The 22,480-nt window shown below is 51.9% G+C and carries 21 protein-coding genes, 4 tRNA genes and 1 pseudogene; 7 read left to right on the top strand and 19 right to left on the bottom strand.

What is annotated here, in order from left to right:
- Positions 1–329: 329 nt before the first annotated feature.
- Both BM091_RS09760 and BM091_RS09755 read right to left on the bottom strand, forming a co-directional pair.
- Positions 330–545, bottom strand: a pseudogene (locus BM091_RS09760) (ComEA family DNA-binding protein); the annotation flags it as partial.
- 207 nt (positions 546–752) lie between these two features.
- The gene (locus tag BM091_RS09755) at positions 753–1,166 is read right to left on the bottom strand and encodes a hypothetical protein (RefSeq protein WP_093395372.1); all 414 of its coding nucleotides are present in this window, start codon (positions 1,164–1,166) and stop codon (positions 753–755) included.
- Between the two features lie 219 nt (positions 1,167–1,385).
- Between BM091_RS09755 and BM091_RS09750 the strand changes: the two genes are divergently transcribed.
- The 5 genes from BM091_RS09750 (at position 1,386) to BM091_RS09730 (ending at position 5,842) form a co-directional block, all read left to right on the top strand.
- Entirely contained in the window at positions 1,386–2,333 is a 948-nt protein-coding gene (locus tag BM091_RS09750; protein WP_093395371.1) for a YbgA family protein, read from the top strand.
- An 84-nt stretch (positions 2,334–2,417) separates the two neighbouring features.
- A complete protein-coding gene (locus BM091_RS09745) occupies positions 2,418–3,404 on the top strand; it encodes an NAD(P)H-binding protein (RefSeq protein ID WP_093395369.1) in 987 nt (328 codons plus the stop codon).
- Positions 3,401–4,237 carry an MBL fold metallo-hydrolase gene (locus tag BM091_RS09740; RefSeq protein ID WP_177193601.1) on the top strand — a complete coding sequence of 279 codons (837 nt, stop codon included), beginning with the start codon at positions 3,401–3,403 and terminating at the stop codon, positions 4,235–4,237. Before BM091_RS09745 ends, BM091_RS09740 begins: the two co-directional genes overlap by 4 nt.
- Positions 4,238–4,422: 185 nt before the next feature.
- Positions 4,423–5,277, top strand: coding sequence for a class I SAM-dependent methyltransferase (locus BM091_RS09735; protein WP_093395367.1), 855 nt, complete (start codon positions 4,423–4,425; stop codon positions 5,275–5,277).
- An 88-nt stretch (positions 5,278–5,365) separates the two neighbouring features.
- Positions 5,366–5,842 (top strand): lipocalin family protein, encoded by a 477-nt coding sequence (locus BM091_RS09730; RefSeq protein ID WP_218148868.1) that lies wholly within the window; start codon positions 5,366–5,368, stop codon positions 5,840–5,842.
- Positions 5,843–6,118: 276 nt separating this feature from the next.
- On the opposite strand, the gene BM091_RS13745 is transcribed toward BM091_RS09730, so the two are convergent.
- The 5 genes from BM091_RS13745 to BM091_RS09705 all read right to left on the bottom strand — a co-directional run bounded on the left by BM091_RS13745 (position 6,119) and on the right by BM091_RS09705 (position 7,038).
- Positions 6,119–6,376: a hypothetical protein gene (locus BM091_RS13745; protein WP_143083131.1), complete on the bottom strand. Its 258-nt coding sequence runs from the start codon at positions 6,374–6,376 to the stop codon at positions 6,119–6,121.
- A 264-nt stretch (positions 6,377–6,640) separates the two neighbouring features.
- A tRNA-Arg gene (locus BM091_RS09720) sits at positions 6,641–6,717 on the bottom strand.
- A 70-nt stretch (positions 6,718–6,787) separates the two neighbouring features.
- A tRNA-Glu gene (locus BM091_RS09715) sits at positions 6,788–6,863 on the bottom strand.
- A gap of 14 nt (positions 6,864–6,877) precedes the next feature.
- Positions 6,878–6,951: transfer RNA gene (locus BM091_RS09710), tRNA-Gln, on the bottom strand.
- A 10-nt stretch (positions 6,952–6,961) separates the two neighbouring features.
- Positions 6,962–7,038, bottom strand: a tRNA-Lys gene (locus BM091_RS09705).
- Positions 7,039–7,180: 142 nt separating this feature from the next.
- Here BM091_RS09705 and BM091_RS09700 point away from each other — a divergent pair.
- Together BM091_RS09700 and BM091_RS09695 are read left to right on the top strand one after the other, a co-directional pair.
- Positions 7,181–8,689 (top strand): hypothetical protein, encoded by a 1,509-nt coding sequence (locus BM091_RS09700; protein WP_093395362.1) that lies wholly within the window; start codon positions 7,181–7,183, stop codon positions 8,687–8,689.
- An 18-nt stretch (positions 8,690–8,707) separates the two neighbouring features.
- Complete coding sequence (locus BM091_RS09695) at positions 8,708–9,388, top strand: lysophospholipid acyltransferase family protein (protein WP_093395361.1); 681 nt, start codon at positions 8,708–8,710, stop codon at positions 9,386–9,388.
- Here BM091_RS09695 and BM091_RS09690 read toward each other — a convergent pair.
- The 12 genes from BM091_RS09690 to BM091_RS09635 all read right to left on the bottom strand — a co-directional run bounded on the left by BM091_RS09690 (position 9,382) and on the right by BM091_RS09635 (position 22,360).
- Complete coding sequence (locus BM091_RS09690; RefSeq protein WP_093395359.1) at positions 9,382–10,941, bottom strand: DHA2 family efflux MFS transporter permease subunit; 1,560 nt, start codon at positions 10,939–10,941, stop codon at positions 9,382–9,384. The two genes, BM091_RS09695 and BM091_RS09690, sit on opposite strands and share 7 nt — an antisense overlap.
- Before the next feature lie 10 nt (positions 10,942–10,951).
- Positions 10,952–12,223: an HlyD family secretion protein gene (locus BM091_RS09685; protein WP_093395358.1), complete on the bottom strand. Its 1,272-nt coding sequence runs from the start codon at positions 12,221–12,223 to the stop codon at positions 10,952–10,954.
- 123 nt (positions 12,224–12,346) lie between these two features.
- Positions 12,347–13,102 (bottom strand): ABC transporter ATP-binding protein, encoded by a 756-nt coding sequence (locus BM091_RS09680; protein WP_093395356.1) that lies wholly within the window; start codon positions 13,100–13,102, stop codon positions 12,347–12,349.
- Positions 13,102–13,842 (bottom strand): ABC transporter ATP-binding protein, encoded by a 741-nt coding sequence (locus tag BM091_RS09675; protein ID WP_093395355.1) that lies wholly within the window; start codon positions 13,840–13,842, stop codon positions 13,102–13,104. The genes BM091_RS09680 and BM091_RS09675 overlap by 1 nt, the downstream gene beginning before the upstream one ends.
- Positions 13,812–14,747: a branched-chain amino acid ABC transporter permease gene (locus BM091_RS09670; RefSeq protein WP_093395353.1), complete on the bottom strand. Its 936-nt coding sequence runs from the start codon at positions 14,745–14,747 to the stop codon at positions 13,812–13,814. The genes BM091_RS09675 and BM091_RS09670 overlap by 31 nt, the downstream gene beginning before the upstream one ends.
- Positions 14,729–15,019 carry a MoaD/ThiS family protein gene (locus BM091_RS09665; RefSeq protein ID WP_093395352.1) on the bottom strand — a complete coding sequence of 97 codons (291 nt, stop codon included), beginning with the start codon at positions 15,017–15,019 and terminating at the stop codon, positions 14,729–14,731. Before BM091_RS09665 ends, BM091_RS09670 begins: the two co-directional genes overlap by 19 nt.
- A 26-nt stretch (positions 15,020–15,045) precedes the next feature.
- On the bottom strand, positions 15,046–15,915 hold the full coding sequence (locus BM091_RS09660) for a branched-chain amino acid ABC transporter permease (protein ID WP_093395350.1): 870 nt from the start codon (positions 15,913–15,915) through the stop codon (positions 15,046–15,048).
- A gap of 29 nt (positions 15,916–15,944) precedes the next feature.
- A complete protein-coding gene (locus tag BM091_RS09655) occupies positions 15,945–17,132 on the bottom strand; it encodes an ABC transporter substrate-binding protein (protein ID WP_093395349.1) in 1,188 nt (395 codons plus the stop codon).
- 21 nt (positions 17,133–17,153) lie between these two features.
- On the bottom strand, positions 17,154–17,993 hold the full coding sequence (locus BM091_RS09650; RefSeq protein WP_093395347.1) for an MBL fold metallo-hydrolase: 840 nt from the start codon (positions 17,991–17,993) through the stop codon (positions 17,154–17,156).
- 98 nt (positions 17,994–18,091) lie between these two features.
- Complete coding sequence (locus tag BM091_RS09645; protein ID WP_093395346.1) at positions 18,092–19,732, bottom strand: acetate--CoA ligase; 1,641 nt, start codon at positions 19,730–19,732, stop codon at positions 18,092–18,094.
- Positions 19,733–19,868: 136 nt separating this feature from the next.
- Positions 19,869–20,486 (bottom strand): CBS domain-containing protein, encoded by a 618-nt coding sequence (locus BM091_RS09640; RefSeq protein WP_093395344.1) that lies wholly within the window; start codon positions 20,484–20,486, stop codon positions 19,869–19,871.
- 275 nt (positions 20,487–20,761) lie between these two features.
- A complete protein-coding gene (locus tag BM091_RS09635) occupies positions 20,762–22,360 on the bottom strand; it encodes an MBL fold metallo-hydrolase RNA specificity domain-containing protein (RefSeq protein ID WP_093395343.1) in 1,599 nt (532 codons plus the stop codon).
- Positions 22,361–22,480: the final 120 nt, after the last annotated feature.

Below are 22,480 nucleotides of genomic sequence, written 5' to 3'. Positions count from 1 at the left end.
TAAAGGAAGGAAAAATCAAAAGGGGCTATGAGCCCAATGAGAAGCTAGATACGGATTATGCAACCTTTCGGCTCATGTAATAGAGAATGCATCCCGGCATCTCAAAGATCGTTTATCCTGTATCCTGCTATCCCGCATACCACTGGACCGATTCAAAGATGGGAGTTCATGCCTTTGTGTGCGTCCTTGCCATGTTTCGTCAAAGGGCTTTATAAAATCAAGTGCATTCCGAGAAGTTCTTACCGGATGGGGCCATCCGTTTTTCACACCCTGGTTCTTTTGCCTTCCCCTGCCCGGACAACCGGACAGGGGAAAATTAAGCCTTTTTATTACTCAACGGTAATAAGATCTTTTATAGCTTCAAACTTCTTGTCACCGATACCCTTGACGTTTTTTAGCTCATCGATCGTTTTGAACGGCCCATGCTCCTGCCTGTACTGAATAATTCGCTCGGCCAGAGCAGGACCAATGCCCGGCAACTTTTCCAGGTCGGCCTTATCGGCAGTGTTGATGTTTATTTTGGCCGAAACCTGCTCGGATGCAGTTTGTTGGTTCGTAGGCTGATTCTGCGCCGCGCAGGGCATTACGGCGTAAAGAAGTAATGTAAAAGCCAGCAGCAGAATAATTGAGTACTTTTTCATAAGCACACCTCCTTGTATGGTTACAGTTAAATGACGGGTTGGATTTTTATAGCATGATAAAGATTAGGCTAAAAGTTATTTCAATATCGGGTGTTCTTTGCTCATGATGATTTATATCCGATTGTTTTTGACGGCAAGGAGAGCAATTGAACCACAGAGGATAAAGACGCTTTTGCCGTAAGCTCTGGTCTTTCTTCTCAATCCGGCAAGTTTATCTCTCAAAATCGAATACCTACCCTCATTCCTTTTGCTCTTTGCCTTACCCATGATTCCCTTCACGTGGCCGTTAAAGGGCAACCGATCACAGAGCTTGAAGTCATCTGTGTAATTAAATTCTGCTTCGAGAATTTTGTCATAAAACCGAAGAAAGGTTCTTTCAGTTTTCGAACATGCTTCAAAAAGAAATTTACCGTCACCCAGGCATGTCCACATCGACCTGCCGTTCCAAAATGCCTGCAAAGGTGACTCTGCTTCACCTTTGCCCTCTCGTTCTTTATGCACCCGTTGCTGCCACAGTGCGGGCATCTCATATCTTCTCGAAAACCCTGCGCCTGCCCATTGCTATCAAATCCCTGCCAATCAAAACCTCTGTTAGCCCCATAAGAAAACTTCCCGTGATCAACACCCAATTGCTCATGGTACAGAAAGCATCAGGAATAAAGAATAACCTTCTTTTTGCTTACGATGGGTGGCCCAATAATGATATCCTAGCAAGGAACTGCTTGCCGACCAACGGGAGGTGCCATGGAGCAGATCAAGATCGGTGTCAGCGCCTGTCTTCTCGGACGGGAAGTCCGGTACAACGGGGGCCATGCCCACGACAGGTACATCACGGATACGCTCGGGAAGTACTTCGACTTTGTGCCTGTGTGTCCCGAAACAGAAGCAGGGTTCGGCGTCCCGCGAGAGGCTATGCGCCTTGTGGGCGATCCCGAAAATCCAAGGCTCGTGACCGTAAACACCGGAAAGGACATGACCGATCGTTTGTTGGCCTGGGCCAGACGGCGTGTGCGGGAGCTGGAGCGGGAAAACCTCTGTGGCTTCATCTTCAAAGCCAACTCCCCGAGCAGCGGCATGGAACGGGTCAAGGTCTATTCAGCCAAGGGCATGCCCGTAAAGAAGGGTGTGGGACTCTTTGCGCGAACGTTTATGCTCCATTTTCCCCGCATACCTGTTGAAGAAGATGGGCGACTCCATGATCCCGAGCTCCGTGAAAACTTTATCGAACGCGTCTTCACGCTCGCAAGATGGCGTAAGGTTCTCGAAGACAATCCGACACCCCACAGGCTCGTGCAGTTCCACACCGAGCACAAGCTGCTCATCATGGCCCATAGCGAAAAAATATGCCTGGATATGGGAAAACTCGTCGCCCGCGTTCATGACCTCAACCTGAGCAGCGCCCTGGAACAATACGAGGACCTCCTCATGCGGGCGCTCAAGTTGAAGGCTACGGTCCGAAAGCACACCAATGTGCTCCAGCACATGATGGGCTACTTCAAAAAGGTCCTCACCGGGGACGAAAAGCGAGAGCTTCTCGAAGTTATCGAAGACTACCGCAAAGGCTACGTGCCCTTGATCGTACCCGTTACACTCATGAAGCATTACGTTCGGAAATACAACGAACCCTATCTGGCACGGCAGGTCTATCTCAACCCTCACCCGCTGGAGCTGAAGCTCCGGAACCATGCCTGAACCCCCTGGACCTGCGAACTGGGACTTGAGGGAGTGGGAACCCAATACATCCGTAACACGAAGGCCGACGAGGAGGGATCGGTCATGGTGAAAAATGATGAAAGAGTGCTCCTGACAGGGCCAACCGGTTTTATCGGTGGGCGGCTCCTTCGGGCGCTTGACGAGAAGGGCTATCGTGTCCGGTGTCTTGTGAGGTTGTCGGAGAAATTAACGATACGCGGCGAGCCTCTTCGCCGTGATCCCGAAGTCGTCTATGGCGATCTCCTGCGACCAGAAACGCTCTCGGCGGCACTCGAGGGCATCACCACCGCGTACTACCTTGTCCACTCCATGGGCGGAAGGACGATACGGGAAACAAAGGCCTTCGCCGAACGGGACCGGAAGGCTGCCTTACATTTTCTCAGCGCCGCAGAGGCGGCCGGCGTACGGCGCATTATCTACCTTGGGGGCCTGGGTGAAAGGAGCGATGAGCTCTCCAAACATCTGGCAAGTCGGAACGAAGTGGCCGATATTCTCCAGTCGGGTCGGGTGCAGACGACGGTCCTGAGAGCGGCTGTTATTATTGGTGCAGGAGGTGCCTCCTTTGAGATTATCCGGTATCTGGCCGAACGCCTCCCTGTCATGATCTGTCCGAAATGGATTCAGACTCGATCGCAGCCTATTGCCGTGCAGGACGTTATCGCCTACCTGATTGGATGTCTGGAAAACGAAGCCACGGCCGGGTTGAGACTCGATATCGGCGGGCCTGAGATCCTTTCTTATGCCGACCTTGTCCGCATATACTGCCGTGTGCGAAAACTAAAGAGACTGCTCATTCCCGTGCCGTTCCTTACACCTCGGCTCTCGGCCTATTGGATCAACCTCGTGACGCCTGTGCCTGCGGGCATCGTGTTTCCTCTGGTAGAAGGGCTCAAGAACGAGGCCGTCTGCAGGGACAATCGTATCCGCGACCTCGTTCCCATTTCGCTTACTCCAATGGAACAGGCCATTTGCCAGGCCCTCGCGGAAGAGAGTATGGGGCCAGGCAGGTTGCCATCCGTTCAGTCATGTTTTGTGTCCTGGAGGTCATGAAAAAGGAGATTCCGCCTTTGTGTCATGCGCGAACGGATCGACGGGGAAGCCAGAAAGACCCACAGGTCCCTGCGGAACGGCGAGTCCCGCGCGGTGGCGAAGGACTCACGGAAGAAGGGGGAGTCCGCATCATCAGGCTTCACCTCTTGTTTGCCAGCGCCTATCTGGTGATGCATCGAGGTAAGGCCCTTCTGGTCGATGCCGGACCACCAGGTTCTGAGAGGATACTCCTGGGAGCACTCCGGCGATACGGGGTCGGGCAAGATGCCTTGAAGCTCATCGTCGTTACGCATGCCCATTTTGACCACGCGGGAGGCCTGAGTCGGCTCCGTAATGTCTATCGGGCTCTCATTTGTGCTCATGTCGCGGAAAAGCCCTTTTTGCTTTCAGGAGAAACATGCCTTCCGCCGGGAACGAATCCATTGGGCACGGCGGCGTCAAAGCTGGCACGACCCTTCAAGGCCTTCTTTCGGTATGCCGCCATTGAACCAGACATCGTTCTCTCCGACGCAATGGAGCTCCAATCCTTCGGCTTTCCCGGTCGCGTGCTTCCGACGCCCGGCCACACAGCAGGCTCTCTCTCTGTGTTGCTTGATAACGGTGCGTGTTTTATCGGCGACGGTGCGGCGAACGTGCCATTTCCGGGGTGTTGCTCCGTTTTTCCGCCCTTTGCATGTGATATGAGCACATTGACCATGAGCTGGCGGCGCATCATAGAAGCGGGAGCGAACCATGTCTATCCAGGGCATGGCCGACCCTTTTCGATCGCCCGCATGCGGGAGGAACTCGAGAAACTGGTCGGAGGCTCGACGGGCGGGTTGCAGTCACGGTGATCCTCGGTGCGCCAACAGCCGGATGCTCCGGCCCGTTGGTGCACGATGCCAAGGACTGAGGAGCAGGTGCGTTTTTGATCCTTCGGCCCTGCGGTCTGAAAGCAGGTACCGTGGGATGGTCCGTGAGTGTCTCGAATGCCGAAGAACCCATGCAACCAATTTTGCCCAAAGGATGGAGGAATTCAATGCATGATGGAAAAGGCAGTCGGACCTCGGAAAGGGCAGCCGTTCTTCGGGCGCTCCACCAGGTGATCGACCGTCCCAGGGTGTTCGATGATCCGCTGGCGCTCAGGATCATTGGGGCTGAAAGGGCCCGAGAGATTCTCCAGGACCCCTCGGGGCCTGAACAAAACCCATGGTCACCTTACCTGAGGGCCTTCCTGGTCGCGCGGAGTCGATACGCCGAAGATGCCCTGGCTGAGGCCGTGGCAAGAGGCGTGGGCCAGTGCGTCATCCTGGGTGCAGGTCTCGATACCTTTGCCTTCAGGCAACGGTACGGAAAAGACCGGCTCAGAATCTACGAAGTGGACCATCCCGATTCGCAGAACCTGAAGCGGCAACGACTCAGGGCTGCCGGAATCCCAATTCCGGAGAACGTCGTCTTTGTTTCGATCGATCTGGAAGTGGGTCAGCTTGAGGAGGCTCTGCGAGATGTCGGGTATGATCCGGAGAGGCCGGGTTTCTTTTCATGGCTTGGTGTGACCGAGTACTTGACCGTCGATGTCGTTCTGAGCACCCTTGCTTTCATCGCCTCTGGACCTGTCGGAACCACCGTGGTGTTTGATTATCTCCTGCCACCGTCGTTGCTGCATGGGGTGCAGCGTCGAACTTTCGATGCTCTTGCGTACAGAGTAGAAGCGGCGGGAGAGCCATGGCGGACGTTCTTCGAACCGGAAGAGCTTGCCCGGCAACTGGCGAATATGGGCTTCAAAAGCATCGTCGATGTCGGCCCCGAGGCCTTGAACGAAATGTATTTCCAGGATCGGGAGGACGGTCTCATGGTTCGAGGTTTTTCACGGATCGCCCAAGCACGGGTTTAACGTATCCTGGTAATCATAAGAAGCTTCCTTTCTTATGGAGCTCCAATGGCGGGGGAAGGCCCTTTACGAAAAGGAGAAAAAAGTGCCGATGAGTCTTGATACTGTGACGTTCGTTGATCTCGTGAAATATGCCGGTACGTGGTACGAAATAGCCAGGCTCCCGAACAGGTTTCAGAGGAAATGCGCGAGGAACACGACGGCAGAGTACCGGGTCCGTGCTGACGGCAAGATAGCCGTCATCAATCGATGTATGACGGATTCGGGACGATGGATTGAAGCCCGAGGCGTTGCGCGGGTGGTGGACGCGACAACGAACGCAAAGCTCAAGGTCAGCTTTGTTCGGCTCCTGGGTTTTCAGCTTTTCTGGGGCGATTATTGGATCATCGGACTTGCCGATGACTATAGCTGGGCGGTCGTAGGGGTACCAGGTCGAAAATACGGCTGGATACTGAGCCGGGAACCACATCTCGATCGCAAGATCTTTCGAGAACTCCATGCCCTGCTGCAACAAAGAGGGTACGATCCGCGGCAGTTTGAAAGAACGCCCCAGGTCTGGCCCTCGTGACGCAGGATTGGCGAGAGACCATGAGAATCCGGGACATTTCGCCCGGGTATCTCAATCGCCGGAACCTCCTCGGCGAACAAGCCCAACTCCACAAAAGGCCGAGTGAGCTTTGAGACCCTGTGTTTCGTGGTCACGAATCTCCTCCGGCAGCCTCCTTCAGAGCGAGGAGTCCGGGAGGCGCTTCGATAAATGTGGGGTCTCGTCACAAGGGCCATTCCGGTTTGTCCACGACGGCCCTGGGTGAGCTTGGGGTGTGGTTGGGTCTGCGGTCACGAATCAATCCAGGAGCTGATGGCCCACAGCAAGAAGCCCGAAAAGGACTCCAGCAAACAAAGGATGTCCATGGACTTTCCTGACCGTCCGGATGAGCGAAGAGAGCCCAAAACGCAGTCGAGCGATCAAACCAAGCGATGCCAGGAGCACGAACCAGGGCAAGGCCCACTCGGGCGCACTCGTCGATCGACGGCGGGAAAGCGAAAGGTTGACGCCGGCAAAAGTTACCGCCGTCAGGTTGTCTGAATAGTGCATCGGCATGAGTCGCGTCCGATTGGCCCTATAGAGTCTCCCGATACGTTCCCGAAGTGGTGGTGCTTTTGTTCTTCGGATGGCCTGACGCAGGACGAACCCCGCTACCGCAGGAACCTGGGCGACGGCGAAAAGCCATGCCGCTGCATGACCCGTGACTTCGTTCCCCTCGTGATCCCCGTCGTAAGAGGGAGGTCTTTCATTGTGGGGCGCACTGAAGGCGCACTGCTAATTTCAGCCTCTTGTGAATCTCGAGTAAGTTATTGAAATCACTGGTGCGCCCGGCAGGATTCGAACCTGCGGCCTGCGGATTCGAAGTCCGACGCTCTGTCCAGCTGAGCTACGGGCGCATCTTGAGAAAGGGGAAGCTTTCCCCCCACCACAGGGAGAATGCTTACGAATTCTTGTAAAACAAACAAATGGTGGTCCCAACGGGACTCGAACCCGTGTCTTCGGCGTGAGAGGCCGATATCCTAGGCCGCTAGACGATGGGACCACCTCGAAAAAATATGGCTGGGGGACTAGGATTCGAACCTAGACTAGCGGATCCAGAGTCCGCCGTCCTGCCGTTAGACGATCCCCCAACCCTTTTTCTGGTGGGCCGTCAGGGACTCGAACCCCGAACCAACTGATTAAGAGTCAGCTGCTCTACCATATTGAGCTAACGGCCCAACCCTTCAATTGCATCGTGTATTTAGCATATACCGCCCGCATGTGGCAAGCTCTTTTCTGCACATCAGTGCGTTTTCCCAACAATTATTGAGGTGGCAGAAGCTCTCATGTATTATTCGCCCATATAGAAGGGGAGGGTTTATGGGACCGTTTTCCTTGAGGATCCTTATAGAAGAAAGGTTGTCTCGTCCTGCGGATTTATCTTCGCAGGTCAGAAAGCTCGATAGAGATGAAGCCGTCTGTGTGCTTGCAATAGTCGATTTTATGAGACGCCGTGGTCAGAAGGACGGCAGAAAAGTTCAGAATTTGCTGTCAGCTGCAGCAACATACGGTTTTGACAGGCCTTCTGTTAAAATTTTACTTGAGGAAAGCCTTGGCTTCAGGCTTTCTGCAAGGATTTGGAACGACTGCCTCAAAAAGGCCGAGGTGATGTTATCCGGTGAATCCCTTCATGTCCTCGAAACAGACTTCCCATGCCGCTTTCTATTCGGCTTATCGAAATGTGACCTCCAGGGATTTCCAAAGATCAGCATGCTCAACTCTCGGGTTCCTCGAAGTATAAAACCCGACGAGCCCTGGCTTGATTCCTTCCGTTATGCTCTTTTGGCCCTGGAAGGGCTGGACTTCATGGCTCTGGTCAGCGTTGGAACCATTGGTTATGATCTTTTCAGGATCTGGGCTGAAGATAACGAAAAGGAAAACGTTATAATCCTGCCGTATTCATACAGAGCCGATGGGCTTAACAAAAAAAGCAGTTCTTTTTCCTGCTGTATCAGCCCCTTAAGGTGTGATCGCAGGACCATGATGAAATGTCGTGACGCTCTTATAGCAGGTCTCAGCGATATAATCATCGTAGTTCACTTACGTCCCAGAAGTACAATGGTTGAAAACATCAGAGATGCACTCATGAGGAAGAAGCATGTCCTTGTCTGGAGACCCTCTTTAAGTTCCCTCCCGTTGAGTGGTGATAGCCTGATTTCGTGGGAAGTTTCTGAAGTGATTTCAAAGCACGGCACTCTAAAGGCCGACAAAGTGGTGGAGGCTGGAAATCTCATTTCCCGGCCGGACGGGTCATTTCCTTTTGGTGAATACCTCTATCATTACACCAGAAGCACTTATGGTCCTGCCGCTCAGGAAAGTCGCGAAGAATACCTGAGGAGGCTTCTCAAAGGGGACCCGCTGGCATCAAACAGTTCCGTTGACATCCTCGTTCGCATAGCTCAGGAAGGTCTTATAAGGGCTCACGGGGCCATGATCAGAGATGGTACGCCCGTTGTGAGCTGGACCTCTTTGCCGCCCGGGGAGGTCAGGAGGATCAGAAAGTGGAATCCGGCATCTCTACGCTGGACTCTGGGCTTGTGCGGCATTGCCGTGAAGAAAAGTGTCCTGAAGCGTGCAGGAGCAATGCCTGCATGTTATATCCCGTCCGCACTTTACGAGCGTCTTCCCAGATCGGAACGGTATCGCTTTCAAAAGCATGAACCGCCTCAAAGCGACTGGAAACACGAAAAGGAATGGCGTTTAAGAGGGGACTTCGATATAAGGGTTCTTACTCCGGAAGAGGCCTTCTGGTTTTTTTTGAAAGGGGAGGATGCGCAGAGGTTTGCATCTCTCGTTAGAACCGATCTTCCTATGTATGTGTTTGAATGAGCAAAGAGGGATCCGGTAATGCCCACCCCCAGACCAATTAAGAAATTCTTCCGTGATGAGAAAATACTTAACGGCGGTGCCCTCATGGCGGAAAAGGTTGCTTCTCTGTGGTTGAGGAGTTGCAATTTTACCGTTTTGGGAAAAGAAATCGCCGAAGTTATCGAAGATGCCGGGATACCCGTTCTCGTTACCACCTGGCACTGCGGTCTTTTGCCGGTGCTCTACTTTTTCCGTCATCGTCGTACCGTGGTCATGGTGAGTTCAAGCAGGGACGGCGACTGGATAAGCTCTATAGTCGAAAGGTGGGGTTATGCGACCGTCCGTGGATCCTCGGGTAGACAGGGACGCAGTGCAACCAGAAGGATGCTTCAATATCTGTCCCTGGGGTATTACGGAGGACTGATAGCCGATGGGAGTAGAGGTCCTGCAAGAGTTGCCCAAAAGGGCGTTCTTTTTATCTCTTCGATTTCCGGGGTTCCCATAGTTCCTGTGGGCGTGGGAATTTATCCAAAGCTAACCCTTCCCACCTGGGACAGAATGTTGTTGCCCCTTCCTTTTTCCAGAGTGGTGATTACGATTGGCCCACTGATTAACCTCGGGAAAGTAAATAAAAACAGGGACACGGCGGAACTGACTCACACTCTTAACCGTCTTTTTGCCGTTGCCGATAGGGTGGCCAGATCGGCAGTTCTTCAGTGAACCGAGATCTCCACTTTCTTTCCCTTTGCTCCTTTCATCAGCAGGGCCAGAGGTACCAGAAAAGAAGTCATGATGCAGAATAGCCAGAAAGTATCGTTAAAGCCCATCATCGAGGCCTGTCTGAGTACTTCCTGGTATACCACGGCCAGAACCCGTTTGTAATCGGCATTCGAAAGCTGAGTTATACCCAGAAGCTGCATTATCTCCTGAAGCTTATGTTGAAGCGATGGGTGAAAGGGAGTAATGTGTTCTACCAGGAAGTTCTGATGGAATTGTGATCTCTGGGACAGCACCGTTGTTCCCACGGCGGTGCCAAAGCTCCCTCCGAGGTTTCTAAGAAGGTTAAAGATACCGGAAGCTGTTCCCATTTTTTCTTTGGGAATGTTCACGTAGGATGCGGCTCCCAGCGGCACAAAGAAAAGCCCCATTCCAAAGCCGAGAACGATTCTGGGTACGGCAACCGACAGGAAGTCGGCTTCAAGGTTAAATCGTGACATCATCCAGAAAGAGTAGGCGGCCAGAAACAGGCCAAGGGCTAGAAGATAATGGGGCTTTACGCCCCGTTTCATGAGGTTGCCCGCAACGGGCATGATAAGAAAGCTCGCTATTCCCCCGGGGCCCAGAACCAATCCCGCCCATAAGGCCGTGTAACCCATGAGGTTTTGCAGATAAAGAGGCAACAGAACGATGCTTCCGAACATACAGAAGAAACCGGTGAACATGATGATATTTCCGAAGGCAAAGGAGCGATCCTTCAGAATACGCAAATCCACAACCGGGTTTCTGGAACGCAGTTCAACTATTACGAAGACTATAAGGCAAAGAGCCGAAATTATTGACAGTGTCGTGATGAAGTTGGATTCGAACCAGTCTTCCCTTTCTCCCTTGTCCAGAACTACCTGAAGGCACCCTAACCCCACGGCAAGCAGGCCCAATCCCCAGTAATCGATTCGGATTTTTTTCGATCGGATGTAAGGGGGATCAAATATGAAAGCAAGGGTCAGCAGTACCGATATGATTCCCACGGGAAGGTTGATATAGAAAACCCAGCGCCAAGACCAGTTATCGGTAATCCAGCCGCCTACGACAGGTCCCAGAATCGGGGCGAAGACGACACCCATACCGAAAACGGCCATGGCAATCCCGTGTTCTCTGGGAGGGAAGGTTTCAAGAAGAATGGCCTGGGATAGAGGCTGGAGCCCCCCGCCTCCGAGCCCCTGAAGTATGCGGGCTATTATAAGGATCTCAAGGGAAGGGGCAGCACCACAGAGAAGTGAACTTCCGGTAAAGAGGGCGAGAGAGAAGATAAGGTAGTTTTTTCTGCCGAAGATTCCCGCAAGCCATCCCGTAATCGGGATTATGATTGCGTTCGACACCAGGTACGATGTGAGAACCCAGGTTACTTCATCAACTCCCGCGCTGAGGCTTCCCCGAATGTGAGGTAGGGAAACGTTAACAACGCTGGTATCCATTACCTCAATAAAGGTGGGCAGGATGACCGTAAAGGCTACGATCCACTTGTTGGTCTGTTGGGGCTGCTTTCCGAAGCTCATGGTTTAATTTTCAAAAGGGTTTCCCCGTACGGGCAGTTTTCAGGAAAGGACCGGACTTGACCGAGGTATCCACGGTGACCTTCAGCGATAATCCCACTCTCAGGGGGCGGTCTTCAGGCGGAGGTTCATCGAGCCTGATTTTTACGGGAACACGCTGGACGATTTTGATCCAGTTCCCCGTGGCATTTTCCGGCGGAAGCAGAGAAAAAGCCGCTCCCGTACCGGCTCTTATGCCGACAATCCTGCCGTGAAATTCATATCCGGGATAGGTGTCGGCCTCGATTACGGCCGGCTGGCCTATGCGCATGTTTGTAAGCTGGGTTTCTTTGAAGTTGGCCTCGATATAAACGTCCTTTAAGGGCACAATTGCAAACAGTGCCTGTCCGGGCTGTACCCAGTCGCCGACCTGAATGCGCTTCTGGGCGATATAGCCTGATATGGGCGCATATATTTTGCAGTAAGAAAGATTTAGAGCCGCGAGGTCTCTGACGGCTTCGGCTTCTTTGATCTTTGCCTTAAGAGCTTCCAGCCTTCGCCGCTGAACATCCACCTGAAGCCTTTCGGCAAGTGCGCTTTCCAGCTTTGCCTTTGACCTTTCGATTTCATCCGTTGCCACGTTAACCTCTTTTTGTGCCGCAGATATTTCGGCTTCTACGCCATCGAGTTTTGCCCGGGCTTTCTTATAAGCCGTTCTGATCCTGTCAAAGTCACGTTCTGCTATTGCCTTGCTCCGATACAGAGGCTCAAATCTCTCGTAATCCCTCCTGGCGTGATTGAAGTCGGCCTGGGCAATTCGCTTTTCGTCAAGAAGTCGATTCACTCTGTCCATTGCCTGCTGCTTTCTGTTCCTGGCAACCTCAAGGGCTGCCCGAGCCTCCATCACCGAAGCCTGAGTTTTCTTATCTATGTATTCCAATTCCTTCAAACGCAGATTGTATTCGGCTTTAAGAGTTTTCAGAGCCGCTTCCGCCTGCTCAAGCCTCAGCCGATAATCCTCGGATTCGAGTTCCACGACCACCGTTCCCTGCTCTGCATAGTCATCGTTTTCGACATATATCTTTGCGATTCTGCCCGGAACACGACTGCTTACGGTAGCGCTGTCGGCCATAACGTAAGCATTGTCGGTGGTTTCGAGATGGCGGTGAAGATACCACCAGATGAATGAACCTATCGAGGCCACAAGTATGGTGGCAAGGAGCAACCAGGCAATTACTCTGCGTTTCTCAGGCGCCTCCGCTGTCCTGTCGTTTTTGCCTTCCTTTAACTCCATATCCGAAGACATCGTTCCCCTCCGCTGAAGGTAAGAGAAGAGCCATTACAGCAACACGGGGTTGGAACTATTCTTTACCCGGATTTTGCCGGCTGTTCAATCGCTCTGTTGGTCACAGACGACCGGGAGGGGCAATTAATCATACACGCCCGCTATACCAATGGTTTCTAAAGGAACTCTTCCAAAGAGGACCTGTCTTAAGTGGTCGTTCTGCAGCAGGTCCGACCCGGAGCCGGAAAGGGTAATGTGGCCGTCTTCTATGAGGAAACCCCAGTCTGCGGCCGTGAGCAATCGTTTGATGTGCTGTCCTGCGATGAGCAAGGTAATACCCTGCCGTTTCATCTCGTGGAGGGCATCACACAATCTATGTGTAATCCTGGGGCTGAGGCCCAGGAAGGGATCGTCCAGTAGCAGAAGGGTGACACGAGCCATCAGGCCCCGGCCTACCGTCAGCATACGCTGCTCGCCACCGCTCAGAGCTCCGGCCGGCCTGTTCCTTTTTGAGTACAACTCGGGGAAAATCTCGTAGACCGTCTTTAGCCTTTCTCTCAGGCCACGGCGGTGGAGATAGGCCCCGACCTCGAGATTTTCCTCAACCGACATATGCGGGAATACGTTCATTCCCTCGGGCACATAAACAACACCACGGCGTACCATGTCCTGAACGGAAAGGCTTTCTGTGTGTTCTCCCTTGAAAATTATCTCGCCGTGAATCGGTCTGATAAGGCCCGCTATGGCTTTGAGTATGGTTGTTTTGCCCGCACCGTTCGGACCAACTACGGCAACTATCTGCCGCTCCGTAACTCCGAAGGTGACGTCCGTTACTACGGGGCGGCGGCCGTAGCAAATGCTCAGTTTCCTTACACAGAGAAGCGGGCATGACAGGTCCATCAGCTTACTCCAAGGTAGGCCGACGCTACCGCCGGGTTATTAAGCACGTATTCCACGTCTCCTTCGGCTACCACACGTCCCCTGTCCAGGGCAATCAGCCTGTCGGAAACCCGGACCGTAACGTTCAGAAAATGGTCGATGATTATTAGGGTAAGTCCTCTGTTTCGGAGATTTTCTATAAGCTCCAGTGCACTGTTTATGGCCTGAGGGCTCAGGCCCGCGGCGAATTCGTCCAGCAGAAGGAGCCGGGGCTGTGTTGCAAGAGCTCTGGCCACCTCCAGCCTGCGTTGTTCCGACAGGGTCAGAGAACAGGCTCTTGTACTTGCTTTATGGGCAATTCCCACGAGATCAAGAATGCTCTCGGCCCTATTGCGGTATTCAGCCGGAGAAAGGTCTCCCCTTTTACCGAACATGGCGGCTGCCATGACGTTTTCAAGGGCGGTCATGCCGGAGAAGGGTCGAGGTATCTGAAAAGTCCGTGCAATCCCGATATGGCATATTTTGTGCGGGTTCATGGAGGTAAGATCCACACCTTCGAATAAGACGGAACCGCCGTAAGGCTTCAGGAAACCGGTAATGAGGTCAAAAAGAGTGCTTTTGCCTGCGCCGTTGGGTCCAATGATACTGACGATCTCACCGTACCTTATGGAAAAGGTAACATTACTTAATACGGTTCTTCCGTTTCTACGGGCCGATAGGTCACGAACTATCAGGCATTGCCCGTTTTTGCCCGAAACCATGAACAGACTCCTTCGGGAAAAAACCACAGAGTTATGATAATGATAAGACCGTACATTGCCTGATGGGAATCGGGGAAGAAGGGAGCGATGAGAAGTTGATCCAGAGAATAAAGTGTCAGGGCGCCGAACATCGGGCCGAAGGAGGTAAACCTTCCACCGAAAAAGCTGAAAACCAGCGGTACCGCCGATATATGCAGCCCGAACACCGTTGACGGTTCCAGAATCCCGATCATGTGTGCATAAATCCCTCCGGCAACACCCGTAAGGGTTCCACTTACGACAAGCGCTGAGAGCCTTACGAAATCAACAGGAACCCCGATAGATGCCGCGGCCACTTCATCTTCTCTGACGGTTCTAAGCGCCCAGCCTGCCCTTGAGGAAATGGCGAGCTCGTGGATGAGCACGGCGAAGAATCCGAAGATCAGAAGCACTGGCAGGTACATTGCTTCGGAGGCGTGGGCAAAAAGGGGTCTGACGTTCATTATCCCCATTGATCCGAAGGTGAAGGAATCCCAGTTACTCGATATAACCCTTGGAATGATGGCGGCCGCAAAAGTTGCGAGTGTGTAAGGGCCGTGTCTCAAGTGTCCGAAACATATGTGCCAGGTAAGGGCGTACAGCCCCGCAAAGATACCGCCAATCCAGAGGGTGATCCAGGGGCTCAGGCCGGTGTAGTAACATGTCAACACGGAGCCGTAGGCTCCAATGCCGAAAAAAGCAGCATGTCCAAGCGATACCATCCCCGAAAGGGCATGGAGGTTCCACAATGAGGCAAGGGCGCCGTAAAAAAACGCCATTCCGGCAACGGTGCGTATGTCGGGCCTGAGAGGGGCATGTGCCAGTAACAGGGCCAGAACCGGTATAGCGGCGGTAACGCCCAGGTATTTCAAGACCTTTGCTTGCATGTGCTTATGCCCAGAAGAAAACGATGCGGTCCCGGGGTTCCCGGAGGTACCAGTGCAACACGATCGTTGTCCTTCAGAACCGTGGAAAAAGGCATAATTCTGCCGTTGATAAAAACGCCTTCCACGATGTCCTCAGGTATTCCAAGCCTTGCAAGCAAACCTGACACGGTTTCACCGTCAGGTACCTCAATCCGAGCTTCCTGATAGGGGATGTTTCTTTTTCTGCATTCATCCTGCAGGAACCCAAAGGCGTTGAAGACAATTGAAGGCATTCCGTTCCTCCTCACTTCCGTAAAATCTACCTGGAAATTCTGATTGGCGTGAGAACTCCATGAGGCTTCCATATAAGAAGTATCAGTAAAACGCACGCCAGCGCAAGTTCGCACCATTCGGGGCCCCATAAAAAGGCCGTTGTGGTTTCCAGAAAACCGAGGATCCATCCCCCCACAATGAGCCCTCTAATTCTACCCGTACCCGCAAAAATTGTAATGATCATAGCAATAACGGTCGGCTCCATCCCTCCGGAGGGGTGAAGATAGAAGACATGGGCAAAAAGGGGGCCCGCTATCCCGATAGCCACTCCCCCAAGAAGCAACGCAAGCCATCTCATTTGCCTTATTGATATGCCGGCAAGTTGTGCAGTGTAACGATCCTGAATCGTGGCCCTTAGAGCTTTTCCAAGGAAGGTTTTTCGGAAGAGCAGGTACAGCGCCGTAACGGTTGCTACGGACAGAACGATAAGATAGAGCTGAAGAGAAGTGACTGTAACCGAGAGAAGGGGAAGGGTGTACAGGCGGGGCTTGTGAAAAATTATACGATAGTCGGCAGAAAAAATTCCCATGAGCAGGTGCTGGATAACGAGGGAAAGACCGAAAGTGACGATGAGGCTTTGGAGCTCTTCTGATTTTCTTTCCTGCCTTACCAGGCCGTTGAGGCAAAAGGCCAGCAGGACGGATATAAAGATGGTTGCCGGAAGGACCTGCGGAAGGCTTAATCCCATCTGACGGATCAGGTAATAGGCGCAGTAGCCGGAAATTATTATAAACTCGCCGTGAGCCAGATTAAACACATGGGTTACACCGAAAATGAGTGCAAAACCCAGGGATAGCAGGGTGTAAAAACTTCCAAGACTTAAAGCCTGGACGAGGAGCTGAAGAAGGATTTCCATAACCAATTCCCATCTACCTTTTGCGAAGTTCAATATGCCACAGGATAGATGATCTTGCCGGTTGCCCTATCATGAGGATATACCACGATCATCTTTTCGTTCTGGATCTGCACCACCATCTGGCGATACCGTAGCGGATTGCCCTTTTCGTCGAAGGCTACGGGACCGATGGGAAGGGTGATATCGATACCTCTGATTGCCCGGGCAAGGGTTTCACCGGTTACCTTTTCTCCTGAGCTAACAAGCTTTTCCAGTGCCGTCAGGACAACCTTTGCGGAGGCATAACCGTGCATGGCCGTCGTCGTGGGGGTGGTTTTGAACATCTCCGTGTAAAGTCGAACGAAACGATCGGACATTTCTTCGGTACCCGGGTATGTAAAATCAGGCGCCCATGCGCTTAACCCAAAAAGGCCGTTTGATGACGAACCCATTTCCTTTATGAAGGACGGATAGGCCACTCCCCAGGGACCGAGATAACCCTTTACCGGACCGCTAAAGTTCTGCAGTTGCCTTACAAAAACCAGGTGATCGGCAAAAAAAACTGCAGCAACTATAAAATCAACCTTCTTTTGCCGGCATTTCAGGATAACGGGGGAAAAGTCCGGGCTTCCCGGACGAACCTTTTCGAAGATTGGAACAGATATTCCGGCTTTTTCAAGCTCCTTTTTCAGTTTTTCCGAAAATTCCGTAGCTCCGGGTGTGGCAGCGTAGATTATTGCCACCCTGGAGGGCTTTATTTCGGAAATCAGAAAGTCTCTCACGGGAATAATCAGACCATCCATGCAGGAAATCCGGGAAAAGAATATACCTCGACCCTCGACCACATTGCTCTGAAGGCTTGCAGAGGCAACATAGGGTATCCCTCTTTTTGAAGCCACAGTGCTTATGGGCCCCACAAGACTGTCCACATATCCACCGACAAGGGCTACGACCTTTTCAACGGAAATGAGCTGTTCTGCCTGATTAATGGCAACATCCGGATTACTTCGGTCGTCACGCCTGAAAAGCTCAACACGCAGGCCCAACGAATTCACCTTTTCATCTCTGTTGAATTCTTCAACGGCGACCTGGATACCCTGGTCTATTTCGATGCCGTGGGTTGAAAGCTTTCCCGTCAGAGGATTTATGGAACCTATCCTGTACACCTGGGAAAAGCAGATCCCGACTGTTAACAGGGTGAACAAACCCGTCAGGAATACCTGTTTCAAAAGCTTCATGGTTGACCTCAATGTGGAGCGCTAGGACACTTCAATAGTGTATCCCACAGGAGCAAAATCGAACCTATCGCCGAATTCCGCGTAAAGCCTGGCGGCGGCTTTCTGGCCCGTGCAATGACTGACGGCAATTTTCTCTATCGAAAAATCTCCCAGTGCCTCAACGGTGGAATTCAACTGTTCCGGCGAAGTAAAGTCGAGATGGGTTCCGCCCAGAACGGCGTAAATTTCTCTTTTACCCGTTTTGTCCCTTACGTGGTTCAGAATATTTATGATGCCGGAGTGAGCACAACCAAGGATTACAACAAGACCCTTCGGCGTATCCAGTACCAGAGAATAATCATCACGGAAGGGGTCCGGTACGAATCCATCGTCGTCTCTGACCAGGAATTTGGGATCGCCCGTTTCGAAAGACGTCTTTCTGGGCACCTCTCCGGTTATAAAAACCCCCGGGCTGATTTCCGACCACTCCGAAACCCACTGAAACCTTGCGCCTCGGCTGGTAAGATAGGACTCGTACCAGGGAATGCCTATTGACATGGGCTTCTCTTCACCTGCCACGGGCATCATGCGAAATCTCTCGCTCAACACATCACTGTGGGCAATGATGGTGCAGGGTCCTTTTAATCCCAGAAAAGCAAGAAGCCCCCCGGTGTGGTCGAAATGACCGTGGCTCAGGGCGACTTTATCTACCCTGCGCAGATCGATCTGAAGTCTCAAAGAATTCGGTACCAGAGTAAATCCCTGCCCCGTATCGAACAGTATTGTGTCGTCGGGCGTTTTCACGTAAGCGGCAAAGCCGTGTTCGCCGAGAAACCCCGGTCTCGACACGGAATTTTCGCACACTACCGTAATCCGCCACATAACAAAACCTCTCCGTAAAGTCCATAAAAGCAGGACGACTCCACGACGCTTTTAAAGATAACCTGCCTGCGCCGTGGAGTCATCACTTTATAAACGGCTTAACCCCTGAGTTTCCTTCTCAGAAGTTTTCCTGTTGGAGTGCGAGGTAGCGAGTCCATAAATTCTATGACCCTGGGGAGCTTATATATTGCTATGTGTTCACGGCAGAAGTTCAGAATCTTTTCCTTCATCTCTTCGGAGGGCTCATAGCCCGGCTTGAGCACAATGCAGGCTTTGGTTATCTGCCCTTTCTCCGGATCGGGGATGCCCACGACACCCACGTCGGCAACGGCTTCGTACTTGGCTATGACTTCTTCAACTTCGGCGGGGCTGATCCGGTATCCCGAACTCTTTATCATATCGTCTTCCCGTGCCACGAAGAAAAGATAGCCATCTTCGTTCCGGTAAACGGCATCGCCGAGGAGATTCCAGCCGTCCTTGACTCCTTTCTTCTGAGATTTGAGCAACCTTTCGTCATCGGCATAGGGTTTCCAGTAAACCGTTCCCGTGGGGCCCTTTACGCAGAAGCTCCCGACTTCACCGGGCTTTGCCGGGTTGCCTTCAGGCGTGATCACCTCGACTTCAAAGCCGGGCAGGGGCTTTCCTATGGATCCCGGGACAGGCTTGTCGCCCATTGTATTGGACGTTACCAGGTGCAGCATTTCCGTGCCGCCCAGTCCTTCCCAGATGGGCTTTCCGGTCAGTTCAAGCCACTGGTTGAAGGTTTCAACTCCCAGGGCGTCTCCCCCGGAGGTGCACATTCTGACCTTGCTGAGGTCGTATTTTTTGAAATCCGGGAATTTCATAAGGGCTCGGTATGCCGTGGGTAGCCCCGTAAGAACCGTTATACCGTGTTTTTCTATTAGTTCCAGCATGTCCTGAGGTGAAAATTTGGGAATAAGACTTATGGCAGCTCCCTTGGCAAAGGGGATAAGCCCAAAGGTACCGAAGCCGGCCGCAAAAGATACAGGCGCCGCTCCGCCGAGCACATCACCGGGCTGAAGTTTCCACACGTAGTCTCCCACGATGTGGGACTCAATAAATATCTCTCTCACAAAGTGCACACATCCTTTGGGAGGCCCGGTGGTACCCGATGTGTAAAGTATAACCCCGATGTCATCTTTATTGACCATTTCGGGTTCACAGCTGTCGGACTGTTTTTCGATCATCTTCTCGTAGGAGAGGTAGCCTTTGGCTTCCACATCCGCAGGATTTCCGCCCACCACAATTATTTTGGTGTCCTGAGCAAAACCATCCTTTGCTTTTTCAACTTCTCCCATCAGAGGCTCGTTCACTATGAAGGCTTTCATTTCGGCGTTGTTAACAACGAAGGCAACCTCTTCCTTGGACCACAACGGAGATGTCGGGACGGGTATGGCGCCCACTTTGAAGATTCCGTAAATTGCCACAAGGGCAGGGGGAGAGTTTACCACTCTGAGACCAACTCGATCCTGAGGCTCAATCCCCATTTCTCTTAAAGCATTGGCGAAGCGGTTTACCATCTTCTGCAGTTCGCCGTAAGTGATGCGCTGATCCATAAAGCATATTGCAAGGTTATCTCCTCGGCCTTCGGCAACATGCTTGTCAAGAAACTCCTGAGCTATGTTAAGACGCTCGGGCATGTCTTTAAATTCTTCAGGAGTCGTGTATTCGGGCCACAGTTCCCGAGGCGGAAGATAATTCTCAGGAATCTTTGCCATCTCTTGTTCCCTCCTCGAAAAAGTTTAACCGTTAATGATTTCAGTTGGTTAACTTCAGATTACCCAGAACAGATGGCGTTCCTTAGATCTCACCCCCTTTTTGATACACACTGCTTACGTGTTGAAAGCCGTGACGCTACTCTTTGACTTTAATACCCAGTCGTCCGAGCTCTTCCAGAATGTTACTCACGGCACCTTTCCTTACGTGAATTGAAATAACCGGGTCCTCGTTAGGAGCTTCGGGAACAAAGGCGCAGACGCTTTGAATAGAGCCGCCGGCCTTTTGTACTGCCTCAACAAGGGGCGTCAGGTTCTTGAGGAGTTCCGGGGTCCCCGATACGTCTATTCGTTCCGTTCTCGCCAGTCCGCCGAACATTTCCATGAAAGCTCTTAAAACATCGACCACCGTAAGAACGCCGACGACCACCGGTTCTCCGTCACGATACTCCACCACGGGTACGCCACCTATTTTTTTTAATATCATGAGACGGGCGGCGTCTTCCAGATGCTCGTCGGGAGATACGGTGTAAGGATTGTGGATCATAACGTCGGCAACCGTCAGATCCTCCAGCATAGAAGCTATCAGCACGCCTCTAACGTCGGAATCGGTAATCCATCCGACAAACCTGCCTTCCTTATCTCTTACGGGAAGATGGCGTATTCCGTGGCTTTTCATAAGCCCAAGCGCTTTCTGGATCGAAGCATTGCTTTCAATCCAGATCACATTCCGGCTCATCCAATCACGTATGTACATAGGGTATATCCCCGACTGACGGTGACTGCTTTATCCTCTGGTTTCAGCACCCGAAGGGTTACTCTGATTGAGAAAGTTGGAGCAATCGAAGCAGGAGCTACCGTAAGAGTAGGAATTCTACGGTTTACAGTTAAGGAAGCAACATGAGAAATACTTCGCAATCCCTTTTCTAAATCAAGTTGCCTTAAAATGCAAGCACAAAACACACACCCTTCTGTGAGTTATTCCTCCAACGGCAGACAACGATCTTTCGGGAAAAGATTTTGAAGTCCACTCTAAACTGCCGCAGCCAGTTCTTCCAGGGTTTTTTCTAACTTCTCCAGCTTTGTTTTCAAAAGTATTTTTTCGTCGTCGGTCATGGAAGGTATTCTTTTAAAAAGGTCAAACTGAATGTCCAGAAATCTACGACTTAACTGGTGCATATAGGTCTCGCAGGTGAGTGACGCAGCTTCTCCAAGCGTTTCTGGCTCAAGGATGAAAACATCTCCTCTTTGAGGTACCACGGGATTTAGACCCAGCTTTGATCTCAGGAGTTCGGCAAAAGCCGTCGACGAGGTTTTCTCCCCGTGCACCACGAAAACCCTCATTTGGGGTTTGTAAAAGGCAGAAACCCATTCCAGAAGGTCGCTCTGTCCTGCGTGAGAGGAAAGACCGCCAATGGTAAAGACCCTTGCCCTTACGGCGACCTCTTCTCCGAGAACCCGTATGTTCCTGGCTCCTTCGATTATTCGGCGGCCAATACTGCCCTCGGCCTGATAGCCCACGAACACTATGGAACATCCGGGTCTCCATATGTTGTGTTTTATGTGGTGGAGGATTCTACCTGCCGTACACATGCCGTTTCCGGCTATTACAACGGCCGGCCCGGAACTCATGTTTATTGCCCTCGAGTCGTCAACAGCCGGAGTGAGGCGAAGTTGGGGAAAATCAAAGGGATCATGGCCGGCCTTCACGATCTCCATAGTTTTTTCGTCGTAGGAAGATTTCATCTCCCGAAATATCTTTGTGGCCTCGATGGCAAGGGGGCTATCCAGATAGACCGGCATGTCCGGAATTTCCCCGTTTCTGAAGAATTCGCCCAGAAGGTACAGCACTTCCTGTGTGCGTTCCACGGCAAAAGCCGGGATGAGAACCTTCTCTCCGTGTTGATAGCTGTACCTTATGGCATCGATTAACTCCTGGCGGCTTTCTTCAAGGGACTTGTGATCTCTGTTTCCGTAGGTGGACTCAATGAAGAGCACATCGGCTTTGTGAGGCGTCGCAGGGTCTTTTACGATTAACTGACCGGGCCTTCCTATGTCGCCTGAAAACAGGATAACCATTTCCCCGTCAGTATGTTGAGCCGACTTAGTTTTCAGCTCAAGAAAAGAGGACCCGAGAATGTGACCTGCGTTTCTAAAGGTCACGGTAATGTTCTCGGAGATCCGGATTTCTTCGTCGCGATCTATCGGAACGAGCAAATTGAAGGCCTCTTCGGCATCTTTTTGCGTATAAAGAGGCTCGACGGGAGGAAGACCCTTCCTGGCATTTTTGCGGCTTTTCCACTCTGCCTGCATCTCCTGAATGTGTGCTGCATCGAGGAAGAGAATGCGGCACAGGGCTACGGTAGGGTGGCTCGCGTATATTCTGCCCCTGAAGCCGTCTTTTACGAGCTTCGGTATTCTTCCACTGTGGTCTATGTGAGCGTGTGTTAGAAAAAGTGCCTCAATTTCCGGGGGACTGAAAGGCCAGGGCTCGGTGTTAAGCATTTCCACCTTTTTGCCGCCCTGGAAAAGACCGCAATCGACAAGATACTTCTTCCCGGACTTTTCGATGAGGTAGCAGGATCCGGTTACCTGTCCAACTCCACCAAGACACGTGATCTTAAGAGGCATTGCGTTTCTCCTTTCGGTGCCGGTTAATACCTTTAGCTAAATAAAGCAATACCCGGTAAAAGTGCAAAGAGTTTTCACATACCTTTGGTCTTTACTGATGAAGGCTATTCTTCTAAAGTC

The sequence above is a fragment of the Thermodesulforhabdus norvegica genome (assembly GCF_900114975.1).
Taxonomy (GTDB): Bacteria; Desulfobacterota; Syntrophobacteria; order Syntrophobacterales; family Thermodesulforhabdaceae; genus Thermodesulforhabdus; species Thermodesulforhabdus norvegica.
The sequence above is the reverse complement of the archived record's forward strand: the minus strand, read 5'-3'. Positions and strand labels throughout refer to the sequence as shown.